A 25,471-nucleotide genomic window follows, 5' to 3' on the forward strand; every position below is an offset into this window, starting at 1 on the left:
GCTTTGGAGCGCACACGGTTGCAGGCGCCTTTCAGCGAATCTCGCCGCGAACCGCGACGCATCGTAGCGTGCGCGATGCGGCGCGAGCCGAATGGCGCAGCGGCCGCCGGTGCATGGCGGCTACTCCGCGCTGCGCCGGAACGGATCGTGTTCGCGCAACTCGTCGACGTATGCGTGAATATGCTCGGTCTCGCGTTCGAGAAAGCGCGCGACGGCATCCGAGAATGCCGGGTGCGCGAGCCAGTGCGCGGAGTGCGTGACGGTCGGCAGGAAGCCGCGCGCGAGCTTGTGTTCGCCCTGCGCGCCGCCCTCGAACGTGTCGAGCCCGGCCTCGATGCAGAACTCGAGCAACTGGTAGTAGGCCGTTTCGAAATGCAGGCAGGGCACGTGCTCGAGCGCGCCCCAGTAGCGGCCGTATAGCGTGCCGCCGCCGTTCGCGCCGCGCCGGTAGACGGCGAGCGAACTCGCGATCGGCTTGCCGTCGGCCTGCGCGATCACGAGCAGCAGGTTCTCGGGCATCGTCGCGCCGATCGCGCGGAAGAAGTCGAGATTCAGGTACGGGCTCGAATAGTGTTCGCGGTAGGTCTGCCGGTAGCAGCGCGAGAAGAAGCGCCAGTCGGCATCGGTGATCATGTCGCCGGTGAGCCGGCGGAACGTCACGCCCGCATCGTGCACCTTGCGGCGTTCCGCGCGGATGTTCTTGCGTTTTTTCTGCTCGAGCGTGCCGAGGAAGTCGTCGAAATTGCGGTAGCCGTCGTTGATCCAGTGAAACTGCACGCCTTCGCGCAGCATCATCCCCATCGATTCGAACAGTTGCGCCTCGTCGCCGGTCGGGAACAGCACGTGCAGCGACGACACGTCGCTCTGCTCCGCGAACGCGAGCAGCGTGGCCGCGAGCCGGCGGCGCGCATCGTCGTCGGCGGCGAGGAGGCGGGTGCCCTGGACCGGCGTGAACGGCACCGCGCACAGCAGCTTCGGGTAGTAGGACAGCCCGTTGCGCTGGTACGCGTCGGCCCATGCCCAGTCGAACACGTATTCGCCATACGAATGCTGCTTCGCATAGACGGGCGCGGCGGCCGCGAGCCGCCCCGTGCGCGCGTCGGTCAGCGTGACGAAATGCGGCGACCAGCCGGTGTCGTCGACCGCGCAGCGCGCGACGTGCAGCGCGTCGAGGAATTCGTGGCGCAGGAACGGTGTCGGCTGCGCGTCGCACTCGAGCAGCGCGTTCCATTCGTCGGCCGGAACCTCCGAGGGGGACGACAGGATGCCCGTGCGATAATCGATGCGTTCGTGTTTCAAGCGTGAATCCGTACTGTTGGATGCCGCCGGATGCGTGCCGCCGTGGCCCGCGTCCGGGACGATTTCGTCAGCCATTCAGGGCGCGCCGCCGGGCTGCGCCGATCCCGTCATGAAGACCCGACTCGCTCTCGCCCAGATCAACGTCACCGTCGGCGACTTCGCCGGCAACGTCGCGCGGATCGTCGCGGCCGCGCGCGCCGCGCACAACGATGGTGCGCAACTGATGGTCGCCCCCGAACTCGCGGTGTCCGGCTATCCGCCGGAGGACTTGCTGCTGCGGCCGGCGTTCTACGCGGCGGCGGCCGCCGCGCTCGATACGCTCGCCGATGCGCTGCGCGCGTTCGACGGGCTCGCGGTGCTGGTCGGCCATCCGTTGCGCGGTCCGGGCAGGGGGCCGGGCAGCGGTGCGGGCAGCCGCGCCGGCGACGATGCGCGCGCGCCAGCCGTCGATGGTAATGCAAACTGTCCGATCGAGCGCGGCGTGCCGCCGACCGACACCTACAACGCGGTGTCGCTGATCGTCGGCGGCGAGATCGTCGGCACCTATCGCAAGCAGGATCTGCCGAACGCCGACGTGTTCGACGAGAAACGCTATTTCGCGACGGACACCGAGCCGTTCGTGTTCGAGCTGAACGGCGTCAGATACGGCGTGATCATCTGCGAGGACGCGTGGCATGCGTCGGCCGCGCAGATCGCGAAGGCGGCCGGCGCGCAGGTGCTGCTGATCCCGAACGGTTCGCCGTATCACATGGACAAGGAAGCGCTGCGCATCGACATCCTGCGCGCGCGGATTCGCGAGACCGGGCTGCCGATGGTGTACGTGAACCTCGTCGGCGGCCAGGACGAACTCGTGTTCGACGGCGGCTCGTTCGTGCTCGACGCGCAGGGCGCGCTCGTCGCGAAGATGCCGCAGTTCGACGAAGGGCATGCGATCGTCGAATTCGACGGCCCGCGGCCGCTGTCCGGCGCGATCGCGCCCGATCTGCCGGTCGATGCGCAGGTCTATCGCGCGCTCGTGACCGGCGTGCGCGACTACATCGGCAAGAATGGTTTTCCCGGCGCGCTGATCGGGCTGTCGGGCGGCGTCGATTCGGCGCTGGTGCTCGCCATCGCATGCGACGCGCTCGGGCCCGAGCGCGTGCGCGCGGTGATGATGCCGTCGCGCTATACGGCCGGCATCTCGACCACCGATGCGGCGGAGATGGCGCGGCGCGTCGGCGTGCGCTACGACGAGATCGCGATCGCGCCGATGTTCGATGCGTTTCGCGCGGCGCTCGCGAACGAATTCGCGGGCCGCGCGGAAGACGCGACGGAAGAGAACATCCAGGCGCGCATCCGCGGCACGCTGCTGATGGCGCTGTCGAACAAGTTCGGCTCGATCGTGCTGACGACCGGCAACAAGAGCGAGATGGCGGTCGGCTACTGCACGCTGTACGGCGACATGGCCGGCGGTTTTGCGGTGATCAAGGACATCGCGAAAACGCTGGTCTACCGGCTCTGCCGCTATCGCAACGCGAGCGCCGACTTCGGGCCGCGCGACGTGATTCCCGAACGGATCCTGACGCGCGCGCCGTCGGCCGAGCTGCGCGAGAACCAGACGGACCAGGACAGCCTGCCGCCGTACGACGTGCTCGACGCGATCATGCGGATGTACATGGAAGAGGACCGGCCGCTCGCGGAAATCGTCGCGGCCGGCTATGCGGAGGCCGACGTCGCGCGCGTGACGCGGCTCATCAAGGTCAACGAATACAAGCGCCGTCAGGCGCCGATCGGCATTCGCGTCACGCACCGCGCCTTCGGGCGCGACTGGCGTTATCCGGTCACGTCGCGCTTTACCGAACGTCTCGACTGAGCCGCACGCCGCTGACCGGCTTACGGCTTACAATCGGGATCGCGATTTTTCATCCAAACGAGCATTGAGGGACAACCATCATGAAACGCATCACCGCCATCATCAAGCCGTTCAAGCTGGACGAAGTCCGTGAAGCGCTCGCCGAAGTCGGCCTCACCGGCCTGACCGTGACGGAAGTGAAGGGCTTCGGCCGCCAGAAAGGGCACACCGAGCTGTATCGCGGCGCCGAGTACGTCGTCGACTTCCTGCCGAAGATGAAGATCGAGGTGGTCGTCGCGGAAGCGCAGGTCGACCAGGTGATCGATGCGGTGATCGGCGCGGCGCGCACGGGCAAGATCGGCGACGGCAAGATCTTCGTGTCGGACGTCGAGCGCGTGATCCGCATCCGCACCGGCGAAGAGAACGAAGCGGCGGTCTGAGCGCCGCATCCGGCAAGGGCTGCGCAAAACCGGCCCGCCAATAAAAAACGGTGCGATACCCGGTTGGGTACCGCACCGATACGCGCCTCTCGCAGCAGCGTGGAAAGTGTTGTCGAATCGTTCCTTGAACGGCCCTGATCAGAACAGGTGCTGGATGCCGGCGTAGACGCCGGTCTGGCTGCCGCCCGGGTTCGGGTTGCCCGTCGTCACGGCCGTGCCCGCGCCGTTCGCGTTCAGGCCGAAGTTGGCCGTCGAGCTGTTGCGCACGGTTGCGACCTGCAGGTCGAACAGCGTGCGCTTCGAGATGTTGTACGAACCGCCGACCGTATAGATGTTCGCGTTGCCGCCGCCGTGGTTCGCATTCACGTGATACACGGCCGCGATCAGCGCTGCCGCCGGCGTTGCCTGCCACGTCACGCCGCCCCACACCTGCTGGGTGCCCGTCACGCCGGCGTTGACTGCCGGGCCGCCGCTGCCGTCCGCGCGCGATGCCTGGTAGGCCGCCTGCAGCTTGAACTGGCCGAGGAACACGTTCACGCCCGCGAAGTATTCGCGCGAGTAGTTGAACACGTCCGAGAAGCGGCCGTTGCTGTCGCGCGTTTCGTCGTAGATGCCGCGCAACTGGAACAGCGAGTTCGTGTACGTGATCTGCGCACCGGCTGCACGACCCGGCTGGCCGGCCGTCGTGTTGCCGTTGAAGCTCGTCGAGTTCGAGAACGCGAACTGGCCGTAGAAGTCGAGGCCGTAGAGCGACGGCGACTGGTACGACACGTTGTTGCTGGTCTTGTTCCAGTTACGGCCGCGCACGAGCGACGCGGTCGACCAGTTCGACTGGCCGAACGGGTCGAAGTCCCACACGCCGTTGGCGATCGCGAGTTCGCGACCCAGCAGCAGCGTACCGTAGCGATCGTTCGAGATCCCGACCGTCGCGTAACGATCCCAGATCGTGCCGCTCGAGCCGAGGCCGCCGTTCATCGTGTTGAACGCGCCTTCGAGGTGGAACAGGATCTTGTTGCCGCCGCCGATATCCTCGGTGCCCTTCAAGCCCCACAGGCTCGTGCCCCAGTCGCCGCTTTCCGCGCGGAATTGATGGCCGTTCTGCAGGCCGTTCATGTACTCGAGGCCCGCATCCAGGCGGCCATACAGCGTGACGCTGCTCTGCGCGTGCGCCGTCACCACCCCGGCAGCCATCAGCGCGGCCGCGACCAAAGCTTTCTTCATCATCTCCTCCATACCCTGTCAAAAAGTCAACCCAGACTGCACGAGATGCCCGGCGCGACGAACGCCGGGCAAAAGCGAAAAGCGGGATAACCAGGGAGACCTCGTGCAGGGCCGGTAAGCGCGGCACGCGGGCAAGCGGACGGAAAACCGTTGAGCGGTCCCGCGCAGCCGGGTCGGCTTGCGGGGTCTCCTTGTAGTGTCGTGAAGCTAAACTACATTTCACGAACTTCGTTTTGCTACTTTGGTTACTAATTTAGCAAAAATACAATTTTGTGGCGATGGAAATCGTTGTTTGACTAACACCTGTCGCCAAATTGCCATGCAACAGAGGGGGCGGAGGAGGCCGCCGGGCCCGTCGATTACCGGAAAACCCTTGTCAGACAAGGGAGACATGGATTCGGTGGCCGTGGGTCAAGGATTGCCACTATTGACGTCGGCGGGGCACCGGCGTAGGTGCCGGAGAGATGAAATTGGTAAGTATTTCGTAATAAATTGAAGGCGGCCCGGCGTCGCCGCACGGTGCCCGAAACGCCCGGCAGGCAGCGGCACGCCGCCGGCCGGGCAGCGCGTCCAGATTAACCGGGTGCCGGACGCGCGTCGAGCAGCTGCGCGCGAATCCAGCGATGCGCATCGGTGCGCGCGTGCTTCGCGTGCGAATAGACCTTCACCGTGTAGCGGGGGATCTCGAACGGCGCGGGGAAGATGCGGATCGGCGCCGCGTGGCGCAGTGCCTGCGCGGCGCGGTTCGGTACGGTCATCAGCAGCGACGATTCCGCGATCACGAACGGCGCGGCCAGCACGCTCGGCAACTGCACGGCCACCTGCCGCTCGACGCCGAGCCGGTCGAGCACGTAGTCGACGACGCCGCGCGACTCGTTCCACGGCGTGACGACCGCGTGGCGGGCCGCGAGATACTGATCGAGCGTCAGCCGCCGGTGAATGTCCGGATGCCGGGCGCTCGCGATGACCACGTAGTCGTCCGAGAACCAGTCGAAATCCTCGATACCCGGCGCGTCGGCCGTCGATTCCTCGTGATAGCCGAGCGCGAAATCGATGCGGCCGGCCGCGAGCTCGTCGACGGCTATCTTGCGCTCGGAATGGACGACCCTGATGTGCAGGCGCGGCGCGATGCGTTCGATGCGCGCGAGGAACGCCGGCAGCACCGCGAACGCCGTGTAGTCGCTCGCGGCGAACACGAACGTGCGGTCGCTTTGTGCGGGATCGAAGCGGCGCGCGCGGGCGAGCCCCTTTGACATCGTGTCGAGCGCGTCGCCGGCCCACGTGGCGATGTCGTCCGCGCGCACGGTCGGCTGCATTTCGTTGCCGAGCCGCACGAACAGCGCATCGCCGATCGCGTCGCGCAGCCGTGCGAGCGCATGGCTCAGCGCGGACGGACTCATCGCCAGCTCGTGCGCGGCAGCGGCGACCGACCGGTGACGGTACAGCGCGTCGAAGGCGAGCAGCAGGTTCAGGTCGAGGCGGCGCAGATCGGGATGCATGGTTTTCGTGTTCTGATGAAGAAACTGCACTTCCTGCAGTAGCGCCATGAACGTAGCATGTCGGTCTGACCTGCGCCAGCGCGATTGCGCGGGCGTCGCATCCCGTTTCCAGCCAGAGCCGAAGGAGGGCTCACACCGTGCAAATCGATATCCGTCCCGCCACCGTCGCCGACGTGCCGCAAATCCTGCGTTTCATCACCGAGCTGGCCATCTACGAGAAGGCCGAGCATGAGGTGGTCGCGACGCCCGCGTCGCTCGAGCACAGCCTGTTCGGCGAAGGCTCGCCGGCGCGCGCGCTGATCTGCGAGGTCGACGGCGAGCCGGCCGGCTTCGCCGTGTATTTCTTCTCGTACTCGACGTGGCTCGCCCGCCAGGGGCTGTATCTCGAGGATCTGTACGTATCGCCGCGCTTTCGCGGCGCGGGCGCCGGGCTGCGGCTGCTGAAGGCGCTCGCGCGGATCGCGGTGGATACGGGCTGCGGGCGTTTCGAATGGAGCGTGCTCGACTGGAACGAGCCGGCGATCCGCTTCTATGAAAGCGTCGGCGCCGCGCCGCAGGACGAGTGGGTGCGCTACCGGCTCGCGGGCGACGCGCTGCGCACGTTCGCCGGCGGCACGCCGGTCGACGCCGCGTAAACGCAAAACGGGCGCCGCCCGGCGCCCGTTTTGCGTATCGCGATGCGTGCGTTTACTTGAGGCTGCCCGACAGGAACCCGCGCAGGCGCTCGCTCTTCGGGTTGGCGAACACCTCCGACGGCACGCCTTCTTCCTCGACGCGCCCCTGGTGCAGGAACATCACGTGATTCGACACGTTGCGCGCGAAGCCCATCTCGTGCGTGACGACGATCATCGTGCGGCCTTCCTCGGCGAGCTTTTGCATCACCTTCAGCACTTCGCCGACCAGTTCGGGATCGAGCGCCGACGTCGGCTCGTCGAACAGCATCACGTCGGGATGCATCGCCAGCGCGCGCGCGATCGCCACGCGCTGTTGCTGGCCGCCCGACAGGTGCGACGGATACTGCTTCTCGACGCGCGGCGCGAGGCCGACCTTCTCGAGATATTCGCGCGCACGATCCTCGGCTTCCTTCTTCGGGATGCCAAGCACGTTCACCGGCGCTTCCATCACGTTCTCGATCACGTTCATGTGCGACCAGAGATTGAAGTGCTGGAACACCATCGACAGCTTGGTGCGCACGCGCTGCAGCTGCTTCGGATCGGCGGCGCGCAGCGCGCCCGTCTTGTCCTTCGTGGTACGCACTTCCTCGCCGTCGACGACGATGCGGCCCGCGTTCGGCTGCTCGAGGAAATTGATACAGCGCAGCATCGTGCTCTTGCCGGAACCGGACGAGCCGATCACGCTGATCACGTCGCCCGAGTTCGCCTTCAGCGACACGCCTTTGAGTACCTCGTTGTCGCCGTACCGCTTGTGCAGATCGTCGACGAAAAGCTTCTGGGTCTGGGAATTCATCAATAGTCCTGCGAAAACTTACTTGCCTTGCGGGCGCAGATACGCGAGCCAGCGACGCTCGGCCTGGCGGAACAGCCACACGAGCGTAAACGAGATCACGAGATAGAGCAGGGCGGCGATGCCGAATGCATGGAACGACATGTAGGTCGCCGAGTTCACGTCGCGGGCGATCTTCAGGATGTCCGGCACGGTCGCGGTGAAGGCCACCGTGGTTGCGTGCAGCATCAGGATCACTTCGTTGCTGTAGAGCGGCAGCGAGCGGCGCAGCGCGGACGGCAGGATCACGCGGCGATACATCGTGAACGTCGACATCCCGTACGCGCGCGCGGCCTCGATCTCGCCGTACGACGTCGACTTGATCGCGCCGGCGAAGATTTCGGTGGTGTACGCGCAGGTGTTCAGCGTGAACGCGAGCAGCGTGCAGTGCATCCCGTCGCGGAAGAACGAGTCGAGCAGCGGCGTGCCACGCACGAACTGCAGGCTGTAGAGGCCCGTGTAGCAGAGCAGCAGCTGCACGTAGAGCGGCGTGCCGCGGAACACGTACGTGTAGAGCCACACCGCGCCCGACAGCCACTTCTTCTTCGACACGCGGGCCACCGCGAGCGGCACCGACAGGCAGAAGCCGAGGCCGATCGACACGACCAGCAGCCACAGCGTGATCGCGACACCGGTGATCCGGAAACCGTCGGTGTACAGATAGTTGCGCCAGTATTCTTGGATGAGTTCGATCATAGGTCAGCCTTGCGGACACCGGTCGAGTAGCGCTTTTCGAGCCACATCAGCACGAAGTTCGAGATCGTGGTGATGGCGAGGTAGACCGCACCGGCGATCAGCGTGAAGAAGAAGAACCGCAGCGTGCCCTTGCCGGCGTCCTGCGACGCCTTCACGACGTCCGCGAGGCCGATGATCGACACGAGCGCGGTCGACTTCACGAGCACCTGCCAGTTGTTGCCGATGCCGGGCAGCGCGAAGCGCATCATCTGCGGGAACATGATCCGCGTGAACACCTGCCAGCTGGTCATCCCGTACGCGCTGCCGGCCTCGAGCTGGCCGCGCGGCACCGACAGGAATGCGCCGCGGAAGGTCTCGGTGAAGTACGCGCCGTAGATGAAGCCGAGCACGAGCACGCCGGCGAGGAACGGGTCGATGTCGATCTGATCCCAGCCGAGCGCGTCGGTCGCCATGTTCAGCCAGATCTGCAGGCTGTAGAACAGCAGCAGCATCAGCACGAGGTCGGGCACGCCGCGGATCAGCGTCGTGTAGACGGTGCCGGCGCCGTTCGTGAAGCGGTTGCGCGACAGCTTCGCGCCCGCGCCGAGCAGCCCCAGCAGGAACGAAAGCGCGAGCGAAAGCACCGCCAGTTTGACGGTTTGCCAGGTGCCTGCGAGGATCAGCGGGCCGTAACCTTGTAGAAACATGTGTGGTCCCTGGTGTGGTCCCTGAGGGCGCACGCGGTGCGCCGCGAAATACGCGCCCGCCAAGCTGCGCGGAACGCCCCGTGCGTATCATGCCGTCCGCCCCGGCAACGGTGCCGGGCAAGCCCGTCGCGCGAGCGCGGGCGAGGGGGCGGGCGGCGCGTGGTTGACTGCCTGTACTGCCCGGACGCGGGGCTGCCCCCGCATCCGTTCTCCTTCATTGTCGGCGCTCAGCGGGCCGAGTAGACGCTGAACGCGAAATACTTGTGCGACAGCCGGTCGTACGTGCCGTCCTTGTGCATATCGGCCAGCGCCTTGTTGATCTTGAGCTTCAGGTCCGTATCGTCCTTGCGCAGGCCGATCGCGGTGCCGTCGCCGATCGTCTTCGGATCCTTCACTTCCGGCCCGGCGAACGCGAAGCCCTTGCCGCGCGGCGTGCGCAGGAAGCCGTAGTCGGCCTGCAGTTCGTCCTGCAGCGTCGCGTCGAGGCGGCCCGAGCCGAGATCGGCGTAGACCTGATCCTGGTTCTGGTATGGAACGATCGTCACGCCCTGCGGTTCCCAGTACGCCTTCGCGTACGATTCCTGCGTCGAGCCCTGCTCGACGCCGACACGCTTGCCCTTGAGCGACGCGACCGTCGGCAGCAGCGGCGAGCCGGTCTTTGCGATCATCCGTGCCGGTGCGTCGTACACCTTGTCGGAGAAGTCGATCTGTTCGCGACGCTTGTCCGTGACGGTCAGCGACGACACGATGATGTCGTACTTCTTCGCCTTCAACGCGGGGATGATCCCGTCGAGATCCTGCGAGACCCACACGCACTTCACGTTGATCCGCTTGCAGATTTCCTTGGTGAGATCGACGTCGAAACCGACGATCTCGCCGCTCGGCGCGGTCGACTCGAACGGCGGATAGCTGGCATCGACGCCGATCCGCACGGTCTTCCACTCCTTCGCGAAGGCGCTGCCCGCCACGAGGGCGAGGGCGGCGCACAGGGCGGCCTTCTTCATTTCCATCCTTTTGTCGCTCACTTCCGGGAGGGCGCTCGCGGCCGGTCGGGCCGGGCGCCGCGGCGTATTCTAGACGGCCAAAATTCGTGTTTCGGCGCGCTGGCAACGGCGCCCGCCGGACGGGCGAACGCCAAAAGGGCGGTATTTTACCCGAACGCGATACCCGGAAAACGGCAATCCGGCCGACCGGTGGATTCTTTGATTCGGCCGTTGCGGCAATCGTGGTATTCGCAACGAGTATTGCGCCGATTGGGTTCGTGAGTGCAACGATGCGGTGCGCGGAAAGCGGATTGTGGCGTGGCCGGGCCGCCCCTACAGTGCAGGTAAACCCGAAAAAGAACATCTGCCTGCCGGAGTGCCCGCCCCATGTTCCAGATCCGCCGCGCCGCCGACCGCTGCCACACGCGCCAGGGCTGGCTCGAATCGAGCCACAGCTTTCCGCTTGCCGGCCACGCCGGGGCCGCGCATCCGCCGTTCGGTGCGCTGCGCGTGCTGAGCGAGGACCGGATCGCGCCGACCCGCGGCTTCGGCATGCAGCCGCGCCGCGACCTCGAAATCGTCACCTATGTGCTGGACGGCGCGCTCGCGCATCGCGACAGCCTCGGCAACGGCGCGATCGTGCGGGCCGGCGGGATTCAGCGGATGAGCGCGGGCACGGGACTCGTGCACAGCGAGACCAACGCATCGTGCCGCCGCGCGCTGCATCTGCTGCAGATCTGGCTGCAGCCGGCCGAGCGGGGCGGCCGGCCGGGTTACGCGGAACGGCGCTTCGCCGACGACGAGAAGCGTGGCCGGCTGCGGCTGGTGGCGTCGCCGGACGGCGACGACGGCGCGTTGTCGATGCGCGCCGACGCGCGGATCTTCGCGGGGCTGATCGACGGGGACGAGGAGGCGGCGTTCGGCGTGCGGGCCGGGCGCAGTACCTATGTGCACGTGGCGCGCGGCGACGTGGAAGTCAACGGGCACGCGCTGGGCACGGGTGACGGCGTGCGGATCGCCGGGGTGGACGCGGTCGCGTTCGCGCGCGGCCGGGCGGCCGAGGTGCTGCTGTTCGACGTCGCCTGAAATGAAACCGGGGACGCGGGCACCCTGCCCGCGTCCCCGTCGGTGCCGCCTGCGAGGGCGGCCTGCCGGCTTACTGCGCCGGCGCCGATGCGGCCTTGGCCGCGCGGTGCTGCTGCCAGCGCTCCTTCATCTTCTCGTGGCGCTGCTCCATCCGCGCGAACTGCTGCTTCAGCGCGGTGCTGACGGTGGTCTTCTGCTGGTCGTTCAGCCCGTTGTAGAACGCGAGCCACGCGGCCGAGCTCTGCTCGCGCAGCTGCGCATTCTGCTGTTCGGCCTGCTGGCGGGCCGCGTGCATCGCGCTCAGGTCGAGGATCGGCTGGTTCTGCTGAGCCTTGAACTGCTCGCGCATCTGCTCGTGGCTCTTGCGCATCGCCTCGTGGTTCTGCTTCATCGTGTTGACGGCCGTCTGCCATTGCTGTTCCTGCGACGCGTTCAGCTTCAGCTGATCGTGCAACTTCATGATCACGCCGAACGGGCCGCCGTCGTGGCCGTGCATGTGATGCATGCCGGGGCCGCCCTGCGGGGGCATGGTGTTGGGCTGCGCGGCTTGCGCGGTGCCGAATGCGAGAGCGAGCACGGTAGCGGCCGCGATGGCCACACGGGAAGTCTTCTTATACATTTCAGAAACTCCTTGTATTCAAAGGGTCCGGCGATGCGGTGCACGGGGTGGCCCGCGTGCCGCATCCGGTAAGACGCAGGTTAGCGGCGCAAACCCCGGCGGGTGTTACGCGGGAAGCCTGCCGGGTTACAGCGCATTACAGTTGCCTTGCGCCGTAACCCGCAGTAACCCTTTCGTCCCTTTGTTTCGTTCTTTGACCCCGCGCTCGCGCGGTAAACTTCAAGCCATGACTACCCAGATCCTCATCGTCGACGACGACCAAGAACTCCGAGACCTGCTGCGCGACTATCTCGTGCGCCAGGGGATGGAAGTGTCCGTGCTGCACGACGCGGCGACGCTCGAGAAGCGCCTCGAGCGCGAGCGGCCCGACCTGATCGTGCTGGACCTGATGATGCCGGGCGTCGACGGCCTGACCGCGCTGCGCCAGTTGCGCGCGGCCGGCGACGACATCCCCGTGATCATGCTGACCGCCCGTGCGGACGACGTCGACCGCATCGTCGGGCTGGAGCTCGGCGCCGACGACTATCTCGGCAAGCCGTTCAACCCGCGCGAATTGCTGGCGCGCGTGCAGGCCGTGCTGCGCCGCCGCCGCGCGACGCCGTCGGCGGCGGCGCCCGAGCAGCGCGAGCCGTTCGCCTTCGGCCGCTTCGTGCTCGACTTCCAGGCGCGCACGCTGTCGGTCGACGGCAAGCCCGCAACCCTGTCGAGCAGCGAATTCGCGCTGCTGAAGATCTTCGTGAACCACGCGCTGCGCACGCTCACGCGCGAGCGGCTGCTCGAGCTGCTGCACGGGCCCGAGTACGACGGCACCGACCGCGGCATCGACGTCCAGGTGTGGCGTCTGCGCCGTATCCTGGAAACGGATCCGTCGACGCCGCGTTTCATCCAGACGGTCCGCGGGCGCGGCTACGTGTTCGTGCCCGACGGCGAGGCCCATGCGCAAACCCATTGATTCACTGTTCGGGCGGCTGGCGCTGCTGGTCGTCGGCGTTCTGCTCCTGTCGCATTTCGCGTGGTTTTTCGCGATGCGGCTCGAGCGCAGCCAGATGCAGACGCGCTATGCGGTCGAAGAGGCCGCGTTCCTCGTCGACGCGGTGCGCCAGCACGTCGAGCGCACGCCCGATCAGCCGCTGCCGTCGCGCGTGCGGCTCGTGTCGCCGGGCAGCCCCGACGTGCCGAAGAGCGGCGACTCGAACATGCCGGCGCCGCTCAAGCGTTTCCGTGACGACGTCAGCGAGCGAATGCCCGCGGGCACCCAGGTCGAGATTGGCCAGCCGGGCCATCCGCCGGTGCTGTGGGTCAAGGAGCCGACCGACCGCAACTGGATCGTGGTGCCGGTGCAGCCGTTGCGCCCGCCGCGCTCGCTCGACCGGATGCTGTTGTGGCTCGGCACGATTTTCTCGGCCGGTGTGATTGCCGCGCTGTTCGCGGCGTGGCAGCTTCAGCAGCCGCTGCGCTCGCTCGCGCGCGCCGTCGCGCGCTTCGGCCGCGGCCAGCCGGTGCCGCCGCTGCGCGAGCGCGGCCCGCGCGAGCTGCGCCAGCTCACGCACGGCTTCAACCAGATGGTGGAGCAGGTGTCGCAGGCCGAGAGCGACCGCGCGGTCATGCTGGCGGGCGTCGCGCACGACCTGCGCACGCCGCTCGCGCGGATGCGCCTGCGGGCGGAAATGATGGATGACGCGCGTTTGCGCGATGGCGTCGTGCGCGATGTCGACTCGATGTCGCACATCGTCGACCAGTTCCTCGTGTTCGCGCACGGTGGGGCGGACCGCAGCGAGCCCGTGCCGGTCGACCAGACCTGCGAGCGGATCGCGCGCACCTATCGGGCGGTCGCGCCGAATGCGCCGACGGTCCAGACGCATCTCGCGGCCGATCCGGGCTTCCGTCTGCCGACCGCGACGCTCGACCGGATCCTGTCGAACCTGCTCGACAACGCGCACGCATATGGCGCGCCGCCCGTGCTCGTCGAGACGGTGCGCACGTCGGCCGGCTATGTCCTGTCGGTCAGCGACAGCGGCGGCGGGATCGCGCCGCGCGACCTCGCGGCCGCGACGCGGCCGTTCGTGCGGCTCGACCCCGCGCGCGGCGGGAACGGCCACAGCGGGCTCGGGCTCGCGATCGTCGAGCGGCTGGTCGTCAGGCTGGGCGGGGCGTGCGAGATCGGCAACCGTCCCGAGGGCGGCCTGCGCGTGGCGATGACGTTCCCGTTCGACGTGGTGCCGAAGGACGAACTTCACGCACAGGCCGCGTAAGCGGCGCATGCGGCGCCTGCCGGGCAGGCGCCGCGCGGCGTCATTCGCCGAACAGCGAGCCGAGCGTCTCGGCGGCGTTGCTGTCGATGGTGTTGTAGGTCACGCTCGTGGCCTCGAAGATATAGACGGTCGTATAGCGGCCGAGGCGCTCCAGGATTTCCTCCTGCAGCGATTCCGGCACGACGTTCATGTTCAGGTACCACGCCGTCGACGACAACCGCGTCTGGAACGACCCGTATTCCTGCATCAGCTCGTAGAACGCGTCGGCATCCTGATCGCGGCAGACGATCACCAAATTTCCTGCCATTCCCTTCCTCCCGCTGGTCGAACGATCCCTAGGGGCTGTCTGTCGGCAGACTCTAAGGGCTAGCCCCGATCATACCTGCTTCACCGCATTCGTCCGCTGACGTGCGGCATGGTTTGCGTTCGCGTGTGCCGGGCGGGTTCACGGCCGGCCCGGATCACGGCATAATTCGGGGCCTGCATGCCGGCCGACCGACTGCGGCCGGATTGCTCCGCACCGCGCGCCGCAGCCTGCCCGCGCGCCGGGCACGAACCGTGCGGCGGGCCGCGCGTCGCACCGTCCCCGGACGGTTGTAGCTGAAATACAGGTTGGTGTAGTGTCGTGCCGTCGCGGCCCGACTCGGCCGCCGGGGCGCAGCTTGCACGCACGGCGCGTCGCGCCGGCGTGAGATCGTGAATCCATCGAATTACCGCGTCGAATTACCGCGCCCGAGCGCTTTGCCATGAATCAACATCGTTTGCCGGCTTCGTTCGGCCTTACCGGGGAGGGCGCCTGATGGACGTCGGATTCTTCAATCCGAACCGGACCGCCAATGCGTCTGCGTGGCGCGTCCTGCCGAACCGGTGGGATTTCATCGCGTTTCCGCTGATCATCTGCCTGATCGCGATGGCGGTCGTCGGTTTCCATGAAACGATGGCGCCGATCGGCGTGCTGCAGACGCAGAAGATCTCGCTCGATCCGTCGAACCTGCCCGAATACGCGTTGCGCACCACGCTGCGGATGCTCGCCGCGATGATCGCGTCGCTCGTGTTTACGCTCGTCTACGGCACGCTCGCCGCGAAAAGCCGGCGCGCGGGCATGGTGCTGATCCCGATCCTCGACATTCTGCAGTCGGTGCCGGTGCTCGGCTTCATCTCGTTTACGGTCACGTTCTTCCTCGCGCTGTTCCCGAGCCGCGTGCTCGGTGCCGAGCTCGCGGCGATCTTCGCGATCTTCACGAGCCAGGCGTGGAACATGACGTTCAGCTTCTACCAGTCGCTGCGCACCGTGCCGCGCGACCTGGACGAAGTGTCGCGCGGCTTCCACCTGACGTCGTGGCAGCGTTTCTGGAAGCTCGAGGTGCCGTTCTCGATGCCGGGCCTGATCTGGAACATGATGATGTCGATGTCGGGCGGCTGGTTCTTCGTCGTTGCGTCGGAGGCCATCACCGTCGGCAACCAGACCATCACGCTGCCGGGCATCGGCGCGTATCTCGCGCAGGCGATCTCGGACAAGAATCTCGGCGCGATCGGCTGGGTGATCCTCACGATGACCGTCGTGATCCTCGCGTACGACCAGTTCCTGTTCCGCCCGCTGATCGCGTGGGCCGACAAGTTCCGGATGGAGAACACCGCGTCGGGCGATGCGCCGCAATCCTGGCTGCTCGACCTCGTGCGCCGCACGCGCCTGATCCATCAGCTGCTCGTGCCGGCCGGCTGGTTCTTCGCGAAAGCCGCGCGAATCCCGCTGCGCCTGCCGCTGTCGGGTGCGATGCGCTTCTCGCTGCCGAAAGTCGAGAAGAAGGCCTCGCGCACGGTCGACATCGCGTGGGCGATCCTCGTGCTGATCGGCACGGCCTATATCGTGTGGCGCGTCATCAGCTTCGTCTCGACCGGCGTGACGATGGCCGAAGTCGGTCACGTGCTCGTGCTCGGGCTCATCACGCTGCTGCGCGTGGTCGTGCTGATCGCGATCGCGTCCGTGATCTGGGTGCCGATCGGCGTGTGGGTCGGGCTGCGGCCGAAGCTGGCCGAAAAGCTGCAGCCGCTCGCGCAGTTCCTCGCCGCGTTCCCGGCCAACCTGCTGTTCCCGGCGTTCGTGATCGTGATCGCGCGCTTCCATCTGAACCCGGACATCTGGCTGTCGCCGCTGATCGTGCTCGGCACGCAGTGGTATATCCTGTTCAACGTGATCGCCGGCGCGACGTCCTATCCGAACGACTATCGCGAAGCGGCGACGAACTTCCGCATCCGCGGCTGGCAGTGGTGGCGGCAAGCGATCCTGCCGGGCATCTTCCCGTACTACGTGACGGGCGCGATCACCGCATCGGGCGGTGCGTGGAACGCGAGCATCGTGTCGGAAGCCGTACAGTGGGGCAACACCAAGATCGAGGCGCACGGCCTCGGCGCGTACATCGCGCAGACCACCGCCGCCGGCGACTTCCCGAAGATCATCCTGGGCATCGCCGTGATGTCCCTGTTCGTCACCCTGTTCAACCGCCTGCTGTGGCGCCCGCTGTATGCCTTCGCCGAAGCGAAGCTGCGGCTCGACTGAGACCGATTGAGAGCGAAACGCGATGCACAATCCGAATGCTGTAAACGCCCCCGTCCAGACGTCCCAGTCGCCGCGCCTCGGCGAGGAAATCCTGCGCGTCGACCACGTGAACCGTGGCTTCAACAAGACGCAGGGCGAATTGCTCGTGCTCGACGATGCGAACCTGTCGCTGCGCGAAGGCGAGATCGTCGGGCTGCTCGGCCGTTCCGGGTCGGGCAAATCCACGCTGTTGCGCATCATCGCCGGCCTGATCGAGCCGACCGGCGGTGAAGTGACCTATCTCGGCAAGCCGCTGAACGGCCCGGCCGAAGGCGTCGCGATGGTGTTCCAGACCTTCGCGCTGTTTCCGTGGCTGACCGTGCTGCAGAACGTGGAAGCCGGGCTGGAAGCGCTCGGCGTCGGCGCGCGCGAGCGGCGCGAACGCGCGCTCGCGGCGATCGACCTGATCGGTCTCGACGGTTTCGAGAACGCATACCCGCGCGAGCTGTCGGGCGGGATGCGCCAGCGCGTGGGCTTTGCGCGCGCGCTCGTCGTCGATCCGACGATCCTGCTGATGGACGAGCCGTTCTCGGCGCTCGACGTGCTGACCGCGGAAACGCTGCGTACCGACTTGCTGGACCTGTGGACGCAAGGCCGGATGCCGATCAAGTCGGTGCTGATCGTCACGCACAACATCGAGGAAGCGGTGTTCATGTGCGACCGGATTCTGGTGCTGTCGTCGAACCCGGGCCGCGTGATCGCCGAGATCAAGGTGCCGTTCAAGCATCCGCGCAACCGTCTCGACCCGGCATTCCGCAAGCTCGTCGACGACATCTACGCGAAGATGACCGCGCGCCAGACCGGCGAAGCGACGAAGAAGGGGCTCGAACTCGGCAGCTGGCTGCCGCAGGTGTCGACCAACCTGATGGCCGGCCTGATCGAGACGCTCGCGATGGCGCCGTACCACGGCCGAGCGGACATGCCGGAAATCGCGCGCACGCTGCATCTCGAAGTGGACGACCTGTTCCCGATCGCCGAAGTGCTGCAGCACCTGGGCTTCGCGGACGTGCGGGAAGGGGACGTGTTCCTGACGCCGCCGGGGCGCGTGTTCGCGGAGTTCGGCACGCAGGAGCGCAAGCTGATGTTCGCGGATCATCTGCTCAAGCATGTGCCGCTGGCCGCGCGGATCAAGAAGGTGCTCAACGAGCGCCCGGGCCACCGCGCGCCGCGCGTGCGTTTCGAGCAGGAGCTGGAGGATTTTCTGTCCGACGGCGCGGCCGAGGAAACGCTCGACGCGGTGATCGACTGGGGCCGTTACGGCGAGATCTTCTCGTACAACGACCAGACCGAAATCTTCAGTCTCGAAGACGTCGAGTCCTGAGCGCGTGCGCCGGGCCATGCGGCCCGGCTTCTTGCGTCGCACGCGTTACGCGCGACGCTTCGTGTCGTTACTGCAAATTCCCCCACCGATCGACCGCCGGCTCCGCCGACGCCCACTTCCAGTGCGTGCCTTGCTGGCACGCACTGGCGAAATACCAGTCGGCCTTGTCGCCGTCCTTCACCGAGAACGCGAATTCCTTGCACAGCGCGAGCGCCGTCGAATACGCGCGCGCGACGCGCACTTCGCCTTCGCCGTTTTCCAGCGGCAGCGTGTTCTTTACCTTCCACGGTTTCACTTCGCCGACGGCCAACGTGCCGGCCACCTTCGCGATCGCGTCCTGCTGGTTCTGATGGAGCTGCTTCATCGTGCGGTTGACAGCCTCGTCGGTCGCCGCCTGCACGGCAATGCCGACGCCGACGCCCACGGCCGGGTTCGCGGTGACGAGGCCCGTCGCCGCGCCGGCGAGCGCGCCGCTTGCCGCGCCGACCGAGCCGCAGCCCGACAGCGCGGCGGTGGCCGCGCACAGCGCGCCGATCGCCGCGATACGGATCGCGACGCTCATTGCAGCGCGCCCCAGCGTTCGGTCGCGGGCTCGGCCGACGCCCATTTCCACACCGGGCCTTCGCGGCAGATCGTGGCGACGTAGAACGCCGATTGCGCGGCCTTGTCGCCCTTGGCGGGCGTATCGACCGCGAACACGATTTCCTTGCAGTCGAGCGGGCCGACGCTGATTATCCGGCTCACCGTCACGCGGCCCTGTTCGTCGTCCTCGATCGGAAACGAATGGTGCGTCGACCACGGCGCGACGCCGCCGACATCGAGCGGGCCGGCCGCCTTCGCGATCTGTTCCTGCGTATAGCGGTGAGCGACGCGCTGCGTGTACTGGACACCCGCGCGGGCGCCGGCGACGGCGCCCAGGCCGATGCCCGTCGCGACGGCGGCGTTGTTGGTGACCTTGGATGCGATCGCGGCGCCAGCGATACCGGCGCCGGCGGTTGCGCCTTCGCTGTACAGCGAGTTGCAGCCGGACAGCAGTGAGGCCGTGGCGATCGCGGCCAGCACGATGCGCGCCGGCATGGCCCGACGCGGCGATTCGAAGCGAATGTTCATCCCTGAGTGCAAGTCCTGTCTGGGTGAGCGGCGACGCGTGCGCGCCCCCTTGCCGCGTCATTGTTTCGCAATTGTCATAGGAAAACTGCAAAGCTTTGACAAATCGCCGGGCGGCGGCTCGCGCGCGTACGCGCGGCGCCATTGTCGGACAGATGATGGGTGAAGGGTCGAAACGTTACAAATTGAAGGTAATTGTTACCATCGCCTGCGCGCAAGCGACCTAGACTGTTTTGTTATGGAATGTTTCAACGACGGCCCCGAGCCGCGCTGCATATGAGGCACTCAGCCATGCGCCGTTCGAAACGCCTTTCACCGCGTCCGCCCGAGGCGGGCGCCGGCCGACCCGTTCCGCAGCGCGACACGCCTGTTGCGCCGCCAGCGGGAGCGCCCGACGAGACGCCGTCCGACGGCGATCACAACCAGGGCGGCGCACGCCCGGAAGGGCTCGACTATCAACGCGATCTCGGCCAGGAGCAGGACGCTTGACGCCGTCGCCGTTGCATTCCGCTGCCGCATTTCACTGCGCTCTTTGTTGCATCGCTCACATCTGAATCGCCGCGTGGCCGCCTTCGGGCCGCCGCGCCCGTCTTGGCGCGCGCCGTGCGTCATCCAATCGAATCGAGGAGGGGAAGCTGCATGAGCAGATTGATCGTGGTATCGAATCGTGTCGCCGCAGGCGAGGACACACGTCCGAGCGCGGGTGGTCTCGCGGTCGGCGTGATGGACGCGCTGAAGGAAACCGGCGGCGTCTGGTTCGGCTGGAACGGCGAGATCGTCGGTACGCCCGACGCCGAGCCCGCGATTCAGCGGGACGGCAACGTCACGTACGCGACGGTCGGGCTGACCCGGCGCGACTACGATCAGTACTACCGCGGCTTCTCGAACGCGACGCTGTGGCCGGTGTTCCATTACCGCGGCGATCTCGCCCGCTTCGACCGGCAGGAGTACGCGGGCTATCTGCGCGTGAACGCGATGCTCGCGAAGCAGCTCGCCGCGCTGCTGCGGCCCGACGACCTGATCTGGGTACACGACTACCACCTGCTGCCGTTCGCGCATTTCCTGCGCGAGCTCGGCGTGAAGAACCCGATCGGCTTTTTCCTGCACATTCCGTTTCCGTCGCCGGAGATGCTGCGCCTCGTGCCGCCGCACGAGGAACTCGTGAAGTTCATGTGCGCGTACGACGTCGCGGGCTTCCAGACCGATGCCGACAAACAGGCGTTCGCCGACTACATCGAGCGGCGCGGGATCGGCACGGCGAGCGACGACGGGATGCTGCATGCGCACGGCCGTGTCGTGAAGGTCGCCGCCTATCCGATCGGCGTGCATCCGGATGCGATCGCCGAGGCGGCCGTCCAGTACGGTTCGCGCAAGCCGGTGAAGATGCTGCGCGACGCACTCGACGGCCGCAAGCTCGTGATGAGCGTCGACCGTCTCGACTATTCGAAAGGGCTGGTCGAGCGCTTCCAGTCGTTCGAGCGGATGCTCGCGAACGCGCCGGGCTGGCAGGGGCGCGTGTCGCTCGTGCAGATCGCGCCGCCGACGCGCTCCGACGTGCAGACCTACCAGCACATTCGCGAAACGCTCGAAGGCGAGGCCGGCCGCATCAACGGCCGCTTCTCGCAGCTCGACTGGACGCCGATCCAGTACCTGAACCGCAAGTACGAACGCAACCTGCTGATGGCGTTCTTCCGGATGTCGCAGGTCGGCTACGTGACGCCGTTGCGCGACGGGATGAACCTCGTTGCGAAGGAATACGTCGCGTCGCAGGATCCGGCCGATCCGGGCGTGCTCGTGCTGTCGGAGTTCGCGGGCGCGGCAGCCGAGCTGACCGGCGCGCTGCTCGTCAATCCGTACGACCTGTCGCAGATGGCCGACGCGCTCGAGCGCGCGCTGTCGATGCCGCTCGCGGAGCGGCAGGCGCGTCATGAACAGAACCTCGCGCGGCTGCGCGAGAACGACCTGTCGGTATGGCGCGATACCTTCGTCGCCGACCTGCGCAGCGTCGCGGCCGCCGCGTCGGTCACGCAGCGGGCAGGCCGGCGGATCGCTCATGTCTGAGCGCGCGGAAGCGGCCGGTGCCGACGACGATGCGGCCGGCCGTTTCCACGTCGTCACGGGCGGCCCGGGCTCGGGCAAGAGCACGCTGCTCGATGCGCTCGAGCGCGCCGGCTTCGCGCGCTCGCAGGAGGCCGGGCGTGGCGTGATCCGCGACCAGATGGCGATCGACGGCCAGGCGCTGCCGTGGCGCGACCGGGCCGCCTTCGCGGAACTGATGCTCGGTTGGGAGATGCGTTCGCACCATCTGGCGCGATGCGCGCGCGGGCCGGTGTTCTTCGATCGCGGCGTGCCGGACGTGATCGGCTACCTGCGGTTGACGGGCCTTGCGGTGCCCGCGCATGCGGAAGCGGCGGCGCGGCGCTTTCGCTATCACCGGCGCGTGTTCATCGCGCCGCCATGGCCCGAGATCTACGCGCAGGACACCGAACGCCGGCAGGATTTCGCGGAAGCCGTGCGGACCTACGACGCGATGGTCGACTGCTATACGTCGTACGGCTATCGGCTGATCGAGCTGCCGCGCGCGAGCGTGAAGGCCCGCGTGCGCTTCGTGATGGATACGCTCGACGCGGCGTGACGTGCGCGCGTTGCACGCGTCGATTTCAGGTTGCCGCGTCGGGCTTTGGCGACGCGATGCGCAGCATGCTCACCACCGCTGCGACCGCCGCGAACGCCGTCGCGAGATAGAGCGCGATGGTCGGCCCGCGATCGGGCGCAAGCCCGAAAATCAATGCGACGAGCGCGGCGCCGAGCGTCTGGCCGGTGAGCCGTGCCGTGCTCAACATCCCGCCCGCGCCGCCACTGCGCTCGCGCGGCGCCGACGACAGCATCGCGCGGTTGTTCGGCGACTGGAACAGCCCGAAGCCCGCGCCGCACAGCGCCATTCGCCACACGATGTCGACGGTGCCCGGGTGTGCGCCGATCGTCGCGAGCGACAGCAACCCGAGCGCGAACAGCGCGAGCCCGATCCCGCCGAGCACGCCGGCCGAGTAGCGGTCCGACAGCACGCCCGCGAGCGGCGCGGCGAACACGATCACGAGCGGCCATGGGGTCATGTAGAGGCCGGTTTCGACCTGCGAGAAGCCGAGCGAATTCTGCAGCCAGAACGGCAGCGCGACGAACGCGAGCATCTGCGACGTGAACGATGCCACCGACGTGCAGATCGACAGCGCGAACATCGGAATGCGCATCAGGTCGACCGGCAGCAGCGGCGCCGGCTGCGACAGCTGACGTTTCACGAAGAAGTAGCCGATGCCGAACGCGACGGCCAGCTCGATCACGACGTATGCGCGGCTTTCGCCGTGGCCGAATCCGTCGACGGCCATGATCAGCAAGCCGAACACGCAGGCGTTCATCAGCGCGCTCGGGAAGTCGTACGGCGCGTTGTGCAGCGGGTTGGTCGGCAGCGCGCGGAGGCTGCCGAATACCGCGGCGATGCCGATCGGCACGTTGACCGCGAACAGCCACGGCCACGACGCGAACGACAGGATCGCCGACGCGACCGTCGGGCCGATTGCCGACGACAGCGCGACCACCATCGCGTTGATCGACAGCCCGCGCCCGAGCATCGCCGACGGGTAGATCATCCGCACGAGCGCCGCATTCACGCTCATGATGCCGGCCGCGCCGAACCCCTGGATCACGCGCATCACCGCGAGTATCGGCAGCGAACCGGCGAGTGCGCAGCCGAGCGATGCCGCTGTGAAGAGCGCGAGCCCGGCGATGTAGATGCGGCGGTAGCCGATGCGCTCGCCGAGCGATGCGAGCGGCAGCAGCGTGATCGTGACGGCGAGCTGGTACGCGTTGACGATCCAGATCGATGCGGCGTCGGACGCGTGCAGGTCGCGCGCGATCGTCGGCAGCGCAACGTTAGCGATCGCGCCGTCGAGCACGGCGAGCGTGATGCCCAGTGCGACGCAGACGATCGCCCAGTAGCGTTGCGGAAGCGGCAGGCCGATATCGGCGTTCATGACGGGAGCGAAAGCGTGGTTGTCCGCGCGCCCGGATGCCGGTTGCGTGCGCAACCATGCCCACGGGTGGAGGCGGCGGTGAATGGCCAGGCCGGCACAACATCTGCGCCGAAGCGGGACCGGTCGAGTGTATCACCGGCTCGCATTGGCCGACGCCGACGCGCGCGGCTGCCGGCCGGCACGTGCATTCAGCCTTCGAAGTCGAGGCCGCCGAGCCGCACCAGCGGGTCGGCCTGCGTGCGCGACGCCAGATCGATGTCGCGTGCGCCCTCCCACGCGCTCAGCTTCCTCGGCAGCGCGCCCAGGTAGTGCTCGAAGCGCGCGGGACCGTCGGGCTCCATCAGTCGTTCTATCTCGTCGCCGTCCCAGGTCAGCTCGAGGTTCAGCGGATGCACGTAGCCGCTCACGTGCTCGTGCGGCGCGCTGCGGATCCGCACGCGCGTCGGTTGCCCGTGTCCGCCGTACGGGACGACGTCGGCCTGGACGTGATCGGCGAAGAAAGCGGCGATTGCCTGCGCGATGCGCGGTGCGAATTCGGTATCGAAACGGCGGGTGGTTTCGGGCTGCATGAAGGCGTCTCCTGTATGCCGAAAATCGTAGCACGGCGGTGCCGCGTTTCGGTGTGCGTGATACCCGTAATGGCGCGTTACCACTTGCTGCATCTATTACGGCCGGGTGCCGCCACAATGCATCGCATCCAGTACCACTTCGCGTGGGAGTCCATCATGAAAAAAATTGCCGCAGTATGTGTCCTCGCCGGTTCGCTCGTCGCGGCGGGTCCGGCGTCCGCACACGGCCGCGACGGCGGCGCCGTCATCGGCGCGCTGATCGGCGGCGCGGTGCTCGGCGCGATCGTGACGTCCGCGATCAATCCGCCCGTCGCGTACCAGGCGCCTGTGTATCAGGCGCCGGCCTATCAGCCGCCGACCTACTACCAGGCACCGGCGTATCAGCAGCCGGACTATCCGACCTATCAGCAGGCGCAGTATCAGGGCGGCGGCCCGAACTATTGCTACGATCGCTATCAGCGCGCGTACGTGTGCGGTGCGCCCGTGTCGGGCGGCTATGCGCAGCCGGCCGGCTGGTAAGCGGGTGAATGACCGGATTCGGCGCGGCGTGGTACGCGCCGATCGAACCGCCGGTACGCAGGACGACAAAAAGCAAGGCCCTCGCATGATGCGAGGGCCTTTGTCATTTCGCGAATGTCAATTCTCGTGCGCTACGCGGCACGCCGCGCGGGGCGGCGTGCGGATACAAACGGTTGCAATTGGACCGGCTGGATCAGTGGCGATGGCCGCCGCCGTCGCCATGACCGCGTCCGCCGCCGCCTTCGTTCCAGTCGCCGCGACGCCCGCCGCCGTGACCCCAGCCGCCTCGATGGTAGTCGCGACGTCCGCGGTCCCAGTCGCGTCCGCCGCCACCGCCCCAGATATTGACCGTGCCGTAGACCGGTGACGGGCCGTACGCATAGCCGGGATCGGAATAGTAGGGCTGTCCGTAGCCGTATCCGGCCTCCGGACCGACGACGCAGCCGGCCAGCAACGTGGCGACGCCGGCGGCAGCAATGAGCTTCAGCATGATGTTCTCCCTTGGTTCCCCTATAAGTACCGCGCGCGGAGATTGCGGGCTGTTTGCAATTGTGTCTTCAAATTACAGCTTCGTAAGCTGTTGCGACGAAAGTGTTAGCATCCGAGCCTATTTTGTTTATGAGGAGCATATCGATGAAATTCGCGATCCGGGCTGTTCTGGCCGCCATTTGCGTCACGACCGCCGCCGCGTGCGCGGCCGGGCCCGCATCGGCGCCCGCCGTGTCGGCCGAGTCGATCAAGATGTTCCCGCAGCCGGCGGCCGGGCAGCAGCGTGCGGTGATCGCGCTGCCCGCGCTCGAGAACGAGGGCGACGCTCGCGTCGAGCTGATGATCGGCAAGACGCTGCAGACCGACTGCAACCAGCAGTGGTTCGGCGGCGAACTGACCGCCGAGGATGTGAAGGGCTGGGGCTATACGTACTATCGGCTGACCGACGTGAAGGGGCCGGCGTCGACGCTGATGGCGTGCCCGGGCCAGGCGCCGCAGCAGCGGTTCGTCCAGGTGCGCGGCGACGGTCAGCTGCTGCGCTACAACAGTCGTCTGCCGCTCGTCGTGTACGTGCCGGACGGTTTCGACGTGCGCTACCGTGTGTGGCATGCGTCGAAGGACGTGCAGCATGCAGTGACGCAGTAAAGCGGTATTGGCGCGGGCCGCCTGTCGCCGCATGGCTGCATGCGGTTTGCGCGATACTTCCCGATCACGACGGCTCGCGCCG

General features: G+C 67.1%; 27 protein-coding genes. 13 read left to right on the plus strand and 14 right to left on the minus strand.

Features of this window, described 5'->3' with window-relative positions; genetic code table 11:
- Positions 1–120: 120 nt before the first annotated feature.
- Positions 121–1,299, minus strand: coding sequence for a GNAT family N-acetyltransferase (locus BME24068_RS01805; RefSeq protein ID WP_174924983.1), 1,179 nt, complete (start codon positions 1,297–1,299; stop codon positions 121–123).
- 109 nt (positions 1,300–1,408) lie between these two features.
- On the opposite strand from BME24068_RS01805, the gene BME24068_RS01810 reads away from it, so the two are divergent.
- Together BME24068_RS01810 and BME24068_RS01815 are read left to right on the plus strand one after the other, a co-directional pair.
- The gene (locus tag BME24068_RS01810) at positions 1,409–3,151 is read left to right on the plus strand and encodes an NAD+ synthase (protein ID WP_174924984.1); all 1,743 of its coding nucleotides are present in this window, start codon (positions 1,409–1,411) and stop codon (positions 3,149–3,151) included.
- An 80-nt stretch (positions 3,152–3,231) separates the two neighbouring features.
- The gene (locus tag BME24068_RS01815; RefSeq protein ID WP_006398637.1) at positions 3,232–3,570 is read left to right on the plus strand and encodes a P-II family nitrogen regulator; all 339 of its coding nucleotides are present in this window, start codon (positions 3,232–3,234) and stop codon (positions 3,568–3,570) included.
- A 138-nt stretch (positions 3,571–3,708) separates the two neighbouring features.
- Here BME24068_RS01815 and BME24068_RS01820 read toward each other — a convergent pair whose 3' ends face one another.
- Positions 3,709–4,794, minus strand: a complete 1,086-nt coding sequence (locus tag BME24068_RS01820) for a porin (RefSeq protein ID WP_174924985.1) — start codon at positions 4,792–4,794, stop codon at positions 3,709–3,711.
- Positions 4,795–5,366: 572 nt separating this feature from the next.
- Positions 5,367–6,338 carry a LysR family transcriptional regulator gene (locus BME24068_RS01825; protein ID WP_239007754.1) on the minus strand — a complete coding sequence of 324 codons (972 nt, stop codon included), beginning with the start codon at positions 6,336–6,338 and terminating at the stop codon, positions 5,367–5,369.
- Positions 6,339–6,427: 89 nt separating this feature from the next.
- On the opposite strand from BME24068_RS01825, the gene BME24068_RS01830 reads away from it, so the two are divergent.
- On the plus strand, positions 6,428–6,925 hold the full coding sequence (locus tag BME24068_RS01830) for a GNAT family N-acetyltransferase (protein WP_174924986.1): 498 nt from the start codon (positions 6,428–6,430) through the stop codon (positions 6,923–6,925).
- A 52-nt stretch (positions 6,926–6,977) separates the two neighbouring features.
- Here the strand turns inward: BME24068_RS01830 and BME24068_RS01835 are convergent, their stop codons facing one another.
- The 4 genes from BME24068_RS01835 to BME24068_RS01850 form a co-directional block, all read right to left on the minus strand.
- Positions 6,978–7,757 (minus strand): ABC transporter ATP-binding protein, encoded by a 780-nt coding sequence (locus BME24068_RS01835; RefSeq protein WP_096502159.1) that lies wholly within the window; start codon positions 7,755–7,757, stop codon positions 6,978–6,980.
- 18 nt (positions 7,758–7,775) lie between these two features.
- Positions 7,776–8,489 carry an ABC transporter permease gene (locus BME24068_RS01840; protein ID WP_096502157.1) on the minus strand — a complete coding sequence of 238 codons (714 nt, stop codon included), beginning with the start codon at positions 8,487–8,489 and terminating at the stop codon, positions 7,776–7,778.
- Positions 8,486–9,175, minus strand: a complete 690-nt coding sequence (locus BME24068_RS01845; RefSeq protein ID WP_096502155.1) for an ABC transporter permease — start codon at positions 9,173–9,175, stop codon at positions 8,486–8,488. The genes BME24068_RS01840 and BME24068_RS01845 overlap by 4 nt, the downstream gene beginning before the upstream one ends.
- Positions 9,176–9,402: 227 nt before the next feature.
- Positions 9,403–10,179, minus strand: coding sequence for an ABC transporter substrate-binding protein (locus tag BME24068_RS01850; protein WP_143331648.1), 777 nt, complete (start codon positions 10,177–10,179; stop codon positions 9,403–9,405).
- 366 nt (positions 10,180–10,545) lie between these two features.
- Here BME24068_RS01850 and BME24068_RS01855 point away from each other — a divergent pair, with 366 nt between their 5' ends.
- Positions 10,546–11,244: a pirin family protein gene (locus tag BME24068_RS01855; RefSeq protein WP_174924987.1), complete on the plus strand. Its 699-nt coding sequence runs from the start codon at positions 10,546–10,548 to the stop codon at positions 11,242–11,244.
- A gap of 70 nt (positions 11,245–11,314) precedes the next feature.
- Here the strand turns inward: BME24068_RS01855 and BME24068_RS01860 are convergent, their stop codons facing one another.
- Entirely contained in the window at positions 11,315–11,863 is a 549-nt protein-coding gene (locus BME24068_RS01860; protein ID WP_174924988.1) for a Spy/CpxP family protein refolding chaperone, read from the minus strand.
- Positions 11,864–12,089: 226 nt separating this feature from the next.
- Here BME24068_RS01860 and BME24068_RS01865 point away from each other — a divergent pair, with 226 nt between their 5' ends.
- Both BME24068_RS01865 and BME24068_RS01870 read left to right on the plus strand, forming a co-directional pair.
- Complete coding sequence (locus BME24068_RS01865; protein WP_009693256.1) at positions 12,090–12,815, plus strand: response regulator; 726 nt, start codon at positions 12,090–12,092, stop codon at positions 12,813–12,815.
- Entirely contained in the window at positions 12,799–14,115 is a 1,317-nt protein-coding gene (locus tag BME24068_RS01870; RefSeq protein WP_096502147.1) for an ATP-binding protein, read from the plus strand. The genes BME24068_RS01865 and BME24068_RS01870 overlap by 17 nt, the downstream gene beginning before the upstream one ends.
- A gap of 40 nt (positions 14,116–14,155) precedes the next feature.
- On the opposite strand, the gene BME24068_RS01875 is transcribed toward BME24068_RS01870, so the two are convergent.
- Entirely contained in the window at positions 14,156–14,422 is a 267-nt protein-coding gene (locus BME24068_RS01875) for a double-stranded DNA-specific endonuclease (RefSeq protein ID WP_011885680.1), read from the minus strand.
- A gap of 492 nt (positions 14,423–14,914) precedes the next feature.
- Here BME24068_RS01875 and BME24068_RS01880 point away from each other — a divergent pair, with 492 nt between their 5' ends.
- Positions 14,915–16,672 carry an ABC transporter permease gene (locus tag BME24068_RS01880; RefSeq protein ID WP_096502145.1) on the plus strand — a complete coding sequence of 586 codons (1,758 nt, stop codon included), beginning with the start codon at positions 14,915–14,917 and terminating at the stop codon, positions 16,670–16,672.
- 22 nt (positions 16,673–16,694) lie between these two features.
- On the plus strand, positions 16,695–18,032 hold the full coding sequence (locus BME24068_RS01885) for an ABC transporter ATP-binding protein (protein ID WP_174924989.1): 1,338 nt from the start codon (positions 16,695–16,697) through the stop codon (positions 18,030–18,032).
- Between the two features lie 67 nt (positions 18,033–18,099).
- On the opposite strand, the gene BME24068_RS01890 is transcribed toward BME24068_RS01885, so the two are convergent.
- Both BME24068_RS01890 and BME24068_RS01895 read right to left on the minus strand, forming a co-directional pair.
- A complete protein-coding gene (locus BME24068_RS01890; RefSeq protein ID WP_096502141.1) occupies positions 18,100–18,594 on the minus strand; it encodes a hypothetical protein in 495 nt (164 codons plus the stop codon).
- Positions 18,591–19,142, minus strand: coding sequence for a hypothetical protein (locus tag BME24068_RS01895; protein ID WP_174924990.1), 552 nt, complete (start codon positions 19,140–19,142; stop codon positions 18,591–18,593). The genes BME24068_RS01890 and BME24068_RS01895 overlap by 4 nt, the downstream gene beginning before the upstream one ends.
- Before the next feature lie 288 nt (positions 19,143–19,430).
- On the opposite strand from BME24068_RS01895, the gene BME24068_RS01900 reads away from it, so the two are divergent.
- From BME24068_RS01900 to BME24068_RS01910, 3 genes are all read left to right on the plus strand, one after another.
- Entirely contained in the window at positions 19,431–19,628 is a 198-nt protein-coding gene (locus BME24068_RS01900) for a hypothetical protein (RefSeq protein WP_096502137.1), read from the plus strand.
- A 150-nt stretch (positions 19,629–19,778) separates the two neighbouring features.
- A complete protein-coding gene (gene otsA / locus BME24068_RS01905; RefSeq protein ID WP_096502135.1) occupies positions 19,779–21,200 on the plus strand; it encodes an alpha,alpha-trehalose-phosphate synthase (UDP-forming) in 1,422 nt (473 codons plus the stop codon).
- Entirely contained in the window at positions 21,193–21,774 is a 582-nt protein-coding gene (locus BME24068_RS01910) for an AAA family ATPase (protein WP_174924991.1), read from the plus strand. The genes otsA and BME24068_RS01910 overlap by 8 nt, the downstream gene beginning before the upstream one ends.
- Positions 21,775–21,799: 25 nt before the next feature.
- Here BME24068_RS01910 and BME24068_RS01915 read toward each other — a convergent pair whose 3' ends face one another.
- Together BME24068_RS01915 and BME24068_RS01920 are read right to left on the minus strand one after the other, a co-directional pair.
- Positions 21,800–23,167: an MFS transporter gene (locus BME24068_RS01915; RefSeq protein ID WP_096502131.1), complete on the minus strand. Its 1,368-nt coding sequence runs from the start codon at positions 23,165–23,167 to the stop codon at positions 21,800–21,802.
- 188 nt (positions 23,168–23,355) lie between these two features.
- Positions 23,356–23,736 (minus strand): DUF5594 family protein, encoded by a 381-nt coding sequence (locus tag BME24068_RS01920; protein ID WP_096502129.1) that lies wholly within the window; start codon positions 23,734–23,736, stop codon positions 23,356–23,358.
- 117 nt (positions 23,737–23,853) lie between these two features.
- On the opposite strand from BME24068_RS01920, the gene BME24068_RS01925 reads away from it, so the two are divergent.
- Complete coding sequence (locus tag BME24068_RS01925; protein WP_096502127.1) at positions 23,854–24,255, plus strand: hypothetical protein; 402 nt, start codon at positions 23,854–23,856, stop codon at positions 24,253–24,255.
- A gap of 193 nt (positions 24,256–24,448) precedes the next feature.
- On the opposite strand, the gene BME24068_RS01930 is transcribed toward BME24068_RS01925, so the two are convergent.
- The gene (locus BME24068_RS01930; RefSeq protein ID WP_174924992.1) at positions 24,449–24,745 is read right to left on the minus strand and encodes a hypothetical protein; all 297 of its coding nucleotides are present in this window, start codon (positions 24,743–24,745) and stop codon (positions 24,449–24,451) included.
- Positions 24,746–24,888: 143 nt separating this feature from the next.
- On the opposite strand from BME24068_RS01930, the gene eco reads away from it, so the two are divergent.
- Positions 24,889–25,389: a serine protease inhibitor ecotin gene (gene eco / locus BME24068_RS01935; RefSeq protein ID WP_096502123.1), complete on the plus strand. Its 501-nt coding sequence runs from the start codon at positions 24,889–24,891 to the stop codon at positions 25,387–25,389.
- Positions 25,390–25,471: the final 82 nt, after the last annotated feature.

It is taken from the genome of Burkholderia anthina (assembly GCF_902498995.1).
Lineage (GTDB): Bacteria > Pseudomonadota > Gammaproteobacteria > Burkholderiales > Burkholderiaceae > Burkholderia > Burkholderia anthina.

Bases quoted from the DNA above. Each gene is read 5' to 3' on its own strand.
- BME24068_RS01810 (WP_174924984.1), top strand. From the start codon at position 1,409: ATGAAGACCCGACTCGCTCTCGCCCAGATCAACGTCACCGTCGGCGAC.
- BME24068_RS01815 (WP_006398637.1), top strand. From the start codon at position 3,232: ATGAAACGCATCACCGCCATCATCAAGCCGTTCAAGCTGGACGAAGTC.
- BME24068_RS01820 (WP_174924985.1), bottom strand. From the start codon at position 4,794: ATGATGAAGAAAGCTTTGGTCGCGGCCGCGCTGATGGCTGCCGGGGTG.
- BME24068_RS01825 (WP_239007754.1), bottom strand. From the start codon at position 6,338: ATGGCGCTACTGCAGGAAGTGCAGTTTCTTCATCAGAACACGAAAACC.
- BME24068_RS01835 (WP_096502159.1), bottom strand. From the start codon at position 7,757: ATGAATTCCCAGACCCAGAAGCTTTTCGTCGACGATCTGCACAAGCGG.
- BME24068_RS01840 (WP_096502157.1), bottom strand. From the start codon at position 8,489: ATGATCGAACTCATCCAAGAATACTGGCGCAACTATCTGTACACCGAC.
- BME24068_RS01845 (WP_096502155.1), bottom strand. From the start codon at position 9,175: ATGTTTCTACAAGGTTACGGCCCGCTGATCCTCGCAGGCACCTGGCAA.
- BME24068_RS01850 (WP_143331648.1), bottom strand. From the start codon at position 10,179: ATGAAGAAGGCCGCCCTGTGCGCCGCCCTCGCCCTCGTGGCGGGCAGC.
- BME24068_RS01855 (WP_174924987.1), top strand. From the start codon at position 10,546: ATGTTCCAGATCCGCCGCGCCGCCGACCGCTGCCACACGCGCCAGGGC.
- BME24068_RS01860 (WP_174924988.1), bottom strand. From the start codon at position 11,863: ATGTATAAGAAGACTTCCCGTGTGGCCATCGCGGCCGCTACCGTGCTC.
- BME24068_RS01865 (WP_009693256.1), top strand. From the start codon at position 12,090: ATGACTACCCAGATCCTCATCGTCGACGACGACCAAGAACTCCGAGAC.
- BME24068_RS01870 (WP_096502147.1), top strand. From the start codon at position 12,799: ATGCGCAAACCCATTGATTCACTGTTCGGGCGGCTGGCGCTGCTGGTC.
- BME24068_RS01875 (WP_011885680.1), bottom strand. From the start codon at position 14,422: ATGGCAGGAAATTTGGTGATCGTCTGCCGCGATCAGGATGCCGACGCG.
- BME24068_RS01880 (WP_096502145.1), top strand. From the start codon at position 14,915: ATGGACGTCGGATTCTTCAATCCGAACCGGACCGCCAATGCGTCTGCG.
- BME24068_RS01885 (WP_174924989.1), top strand. From the start codon at position 16,695: ATGCACAATCCGAATGCTGTAAACGCCCCCGTCCAGACGTCCCAGTCG.
- BME24068_RS01890 (WP_096502141.1), bottom strand. From the start codon at position 18,594: ATGAGCGTCGCGATCCGTATCGCGGCGATCGGCGCGCTGTGCGCGGCC.
- BME24068_RS01895 (WP_174924990.1), bottom strand. From the start codon at position 19,142: ATGAACATTCGCTTCGAATCGCCGCGTCGGGCCATGCCGGCGCGCATC.
- BME24068_RS01900 (WP_096502137.1), top strand. From the start codon at position 19,431: ATGCGCCGTTCGAAACGCCTTTCACCGCGTCCGCCCGAGGCGGGCGCC.
- otsA (WP_096502135.1), top strand. From the start codon at position 19,779: ATGAGCAGATTGATCGTGGTATCGAATCGTGTCGCCGCAGGCGAGGAC.
- BME24068_RS01910 (WP_174924991.1), top strand. From the start codon at position 21,193: ATGTCTGAGCGCGCGGAAGCGGCCGGTGCCGACGACGATGCGGCCGGC.
- BME24068_RS01915 (WP_096502131.1), bottom strand. From the start codon at position 23,167: ATGAACGCCGATATCGGCCTGCCGCTTCCGCAACGCTACTGGGCGATC.
- BME24068_RS01920 (WP_096502129.1), bottom strand. From the start codon at position 23,736: ATGCAGCCCGAAACCACCCGCCGTTTCGATACCGAATTCGCACCGCGC.
- BME24068_RS01925 (WP_096502127.1), top strand. From the start codon at position 23,854: ATGCATCGCATCCAGTACCACTTCGCGTGGGAGTCCATCATGAAAAAA.
- BME24068_RS01930 (WP_174924992.1), bottom strand. From the start codon at position 24,745: ATGCTGAAGCTCATTGCTGCCGCCGGCGTCGCCACGTTGCTGGCCGGC.
- eco (WP_096502123.1), top strand. From the start codon at position 24,889: ATGAAATTCGCGATCCGGGCTGTTCTGGCCGCCATTTGCGTCACGACC.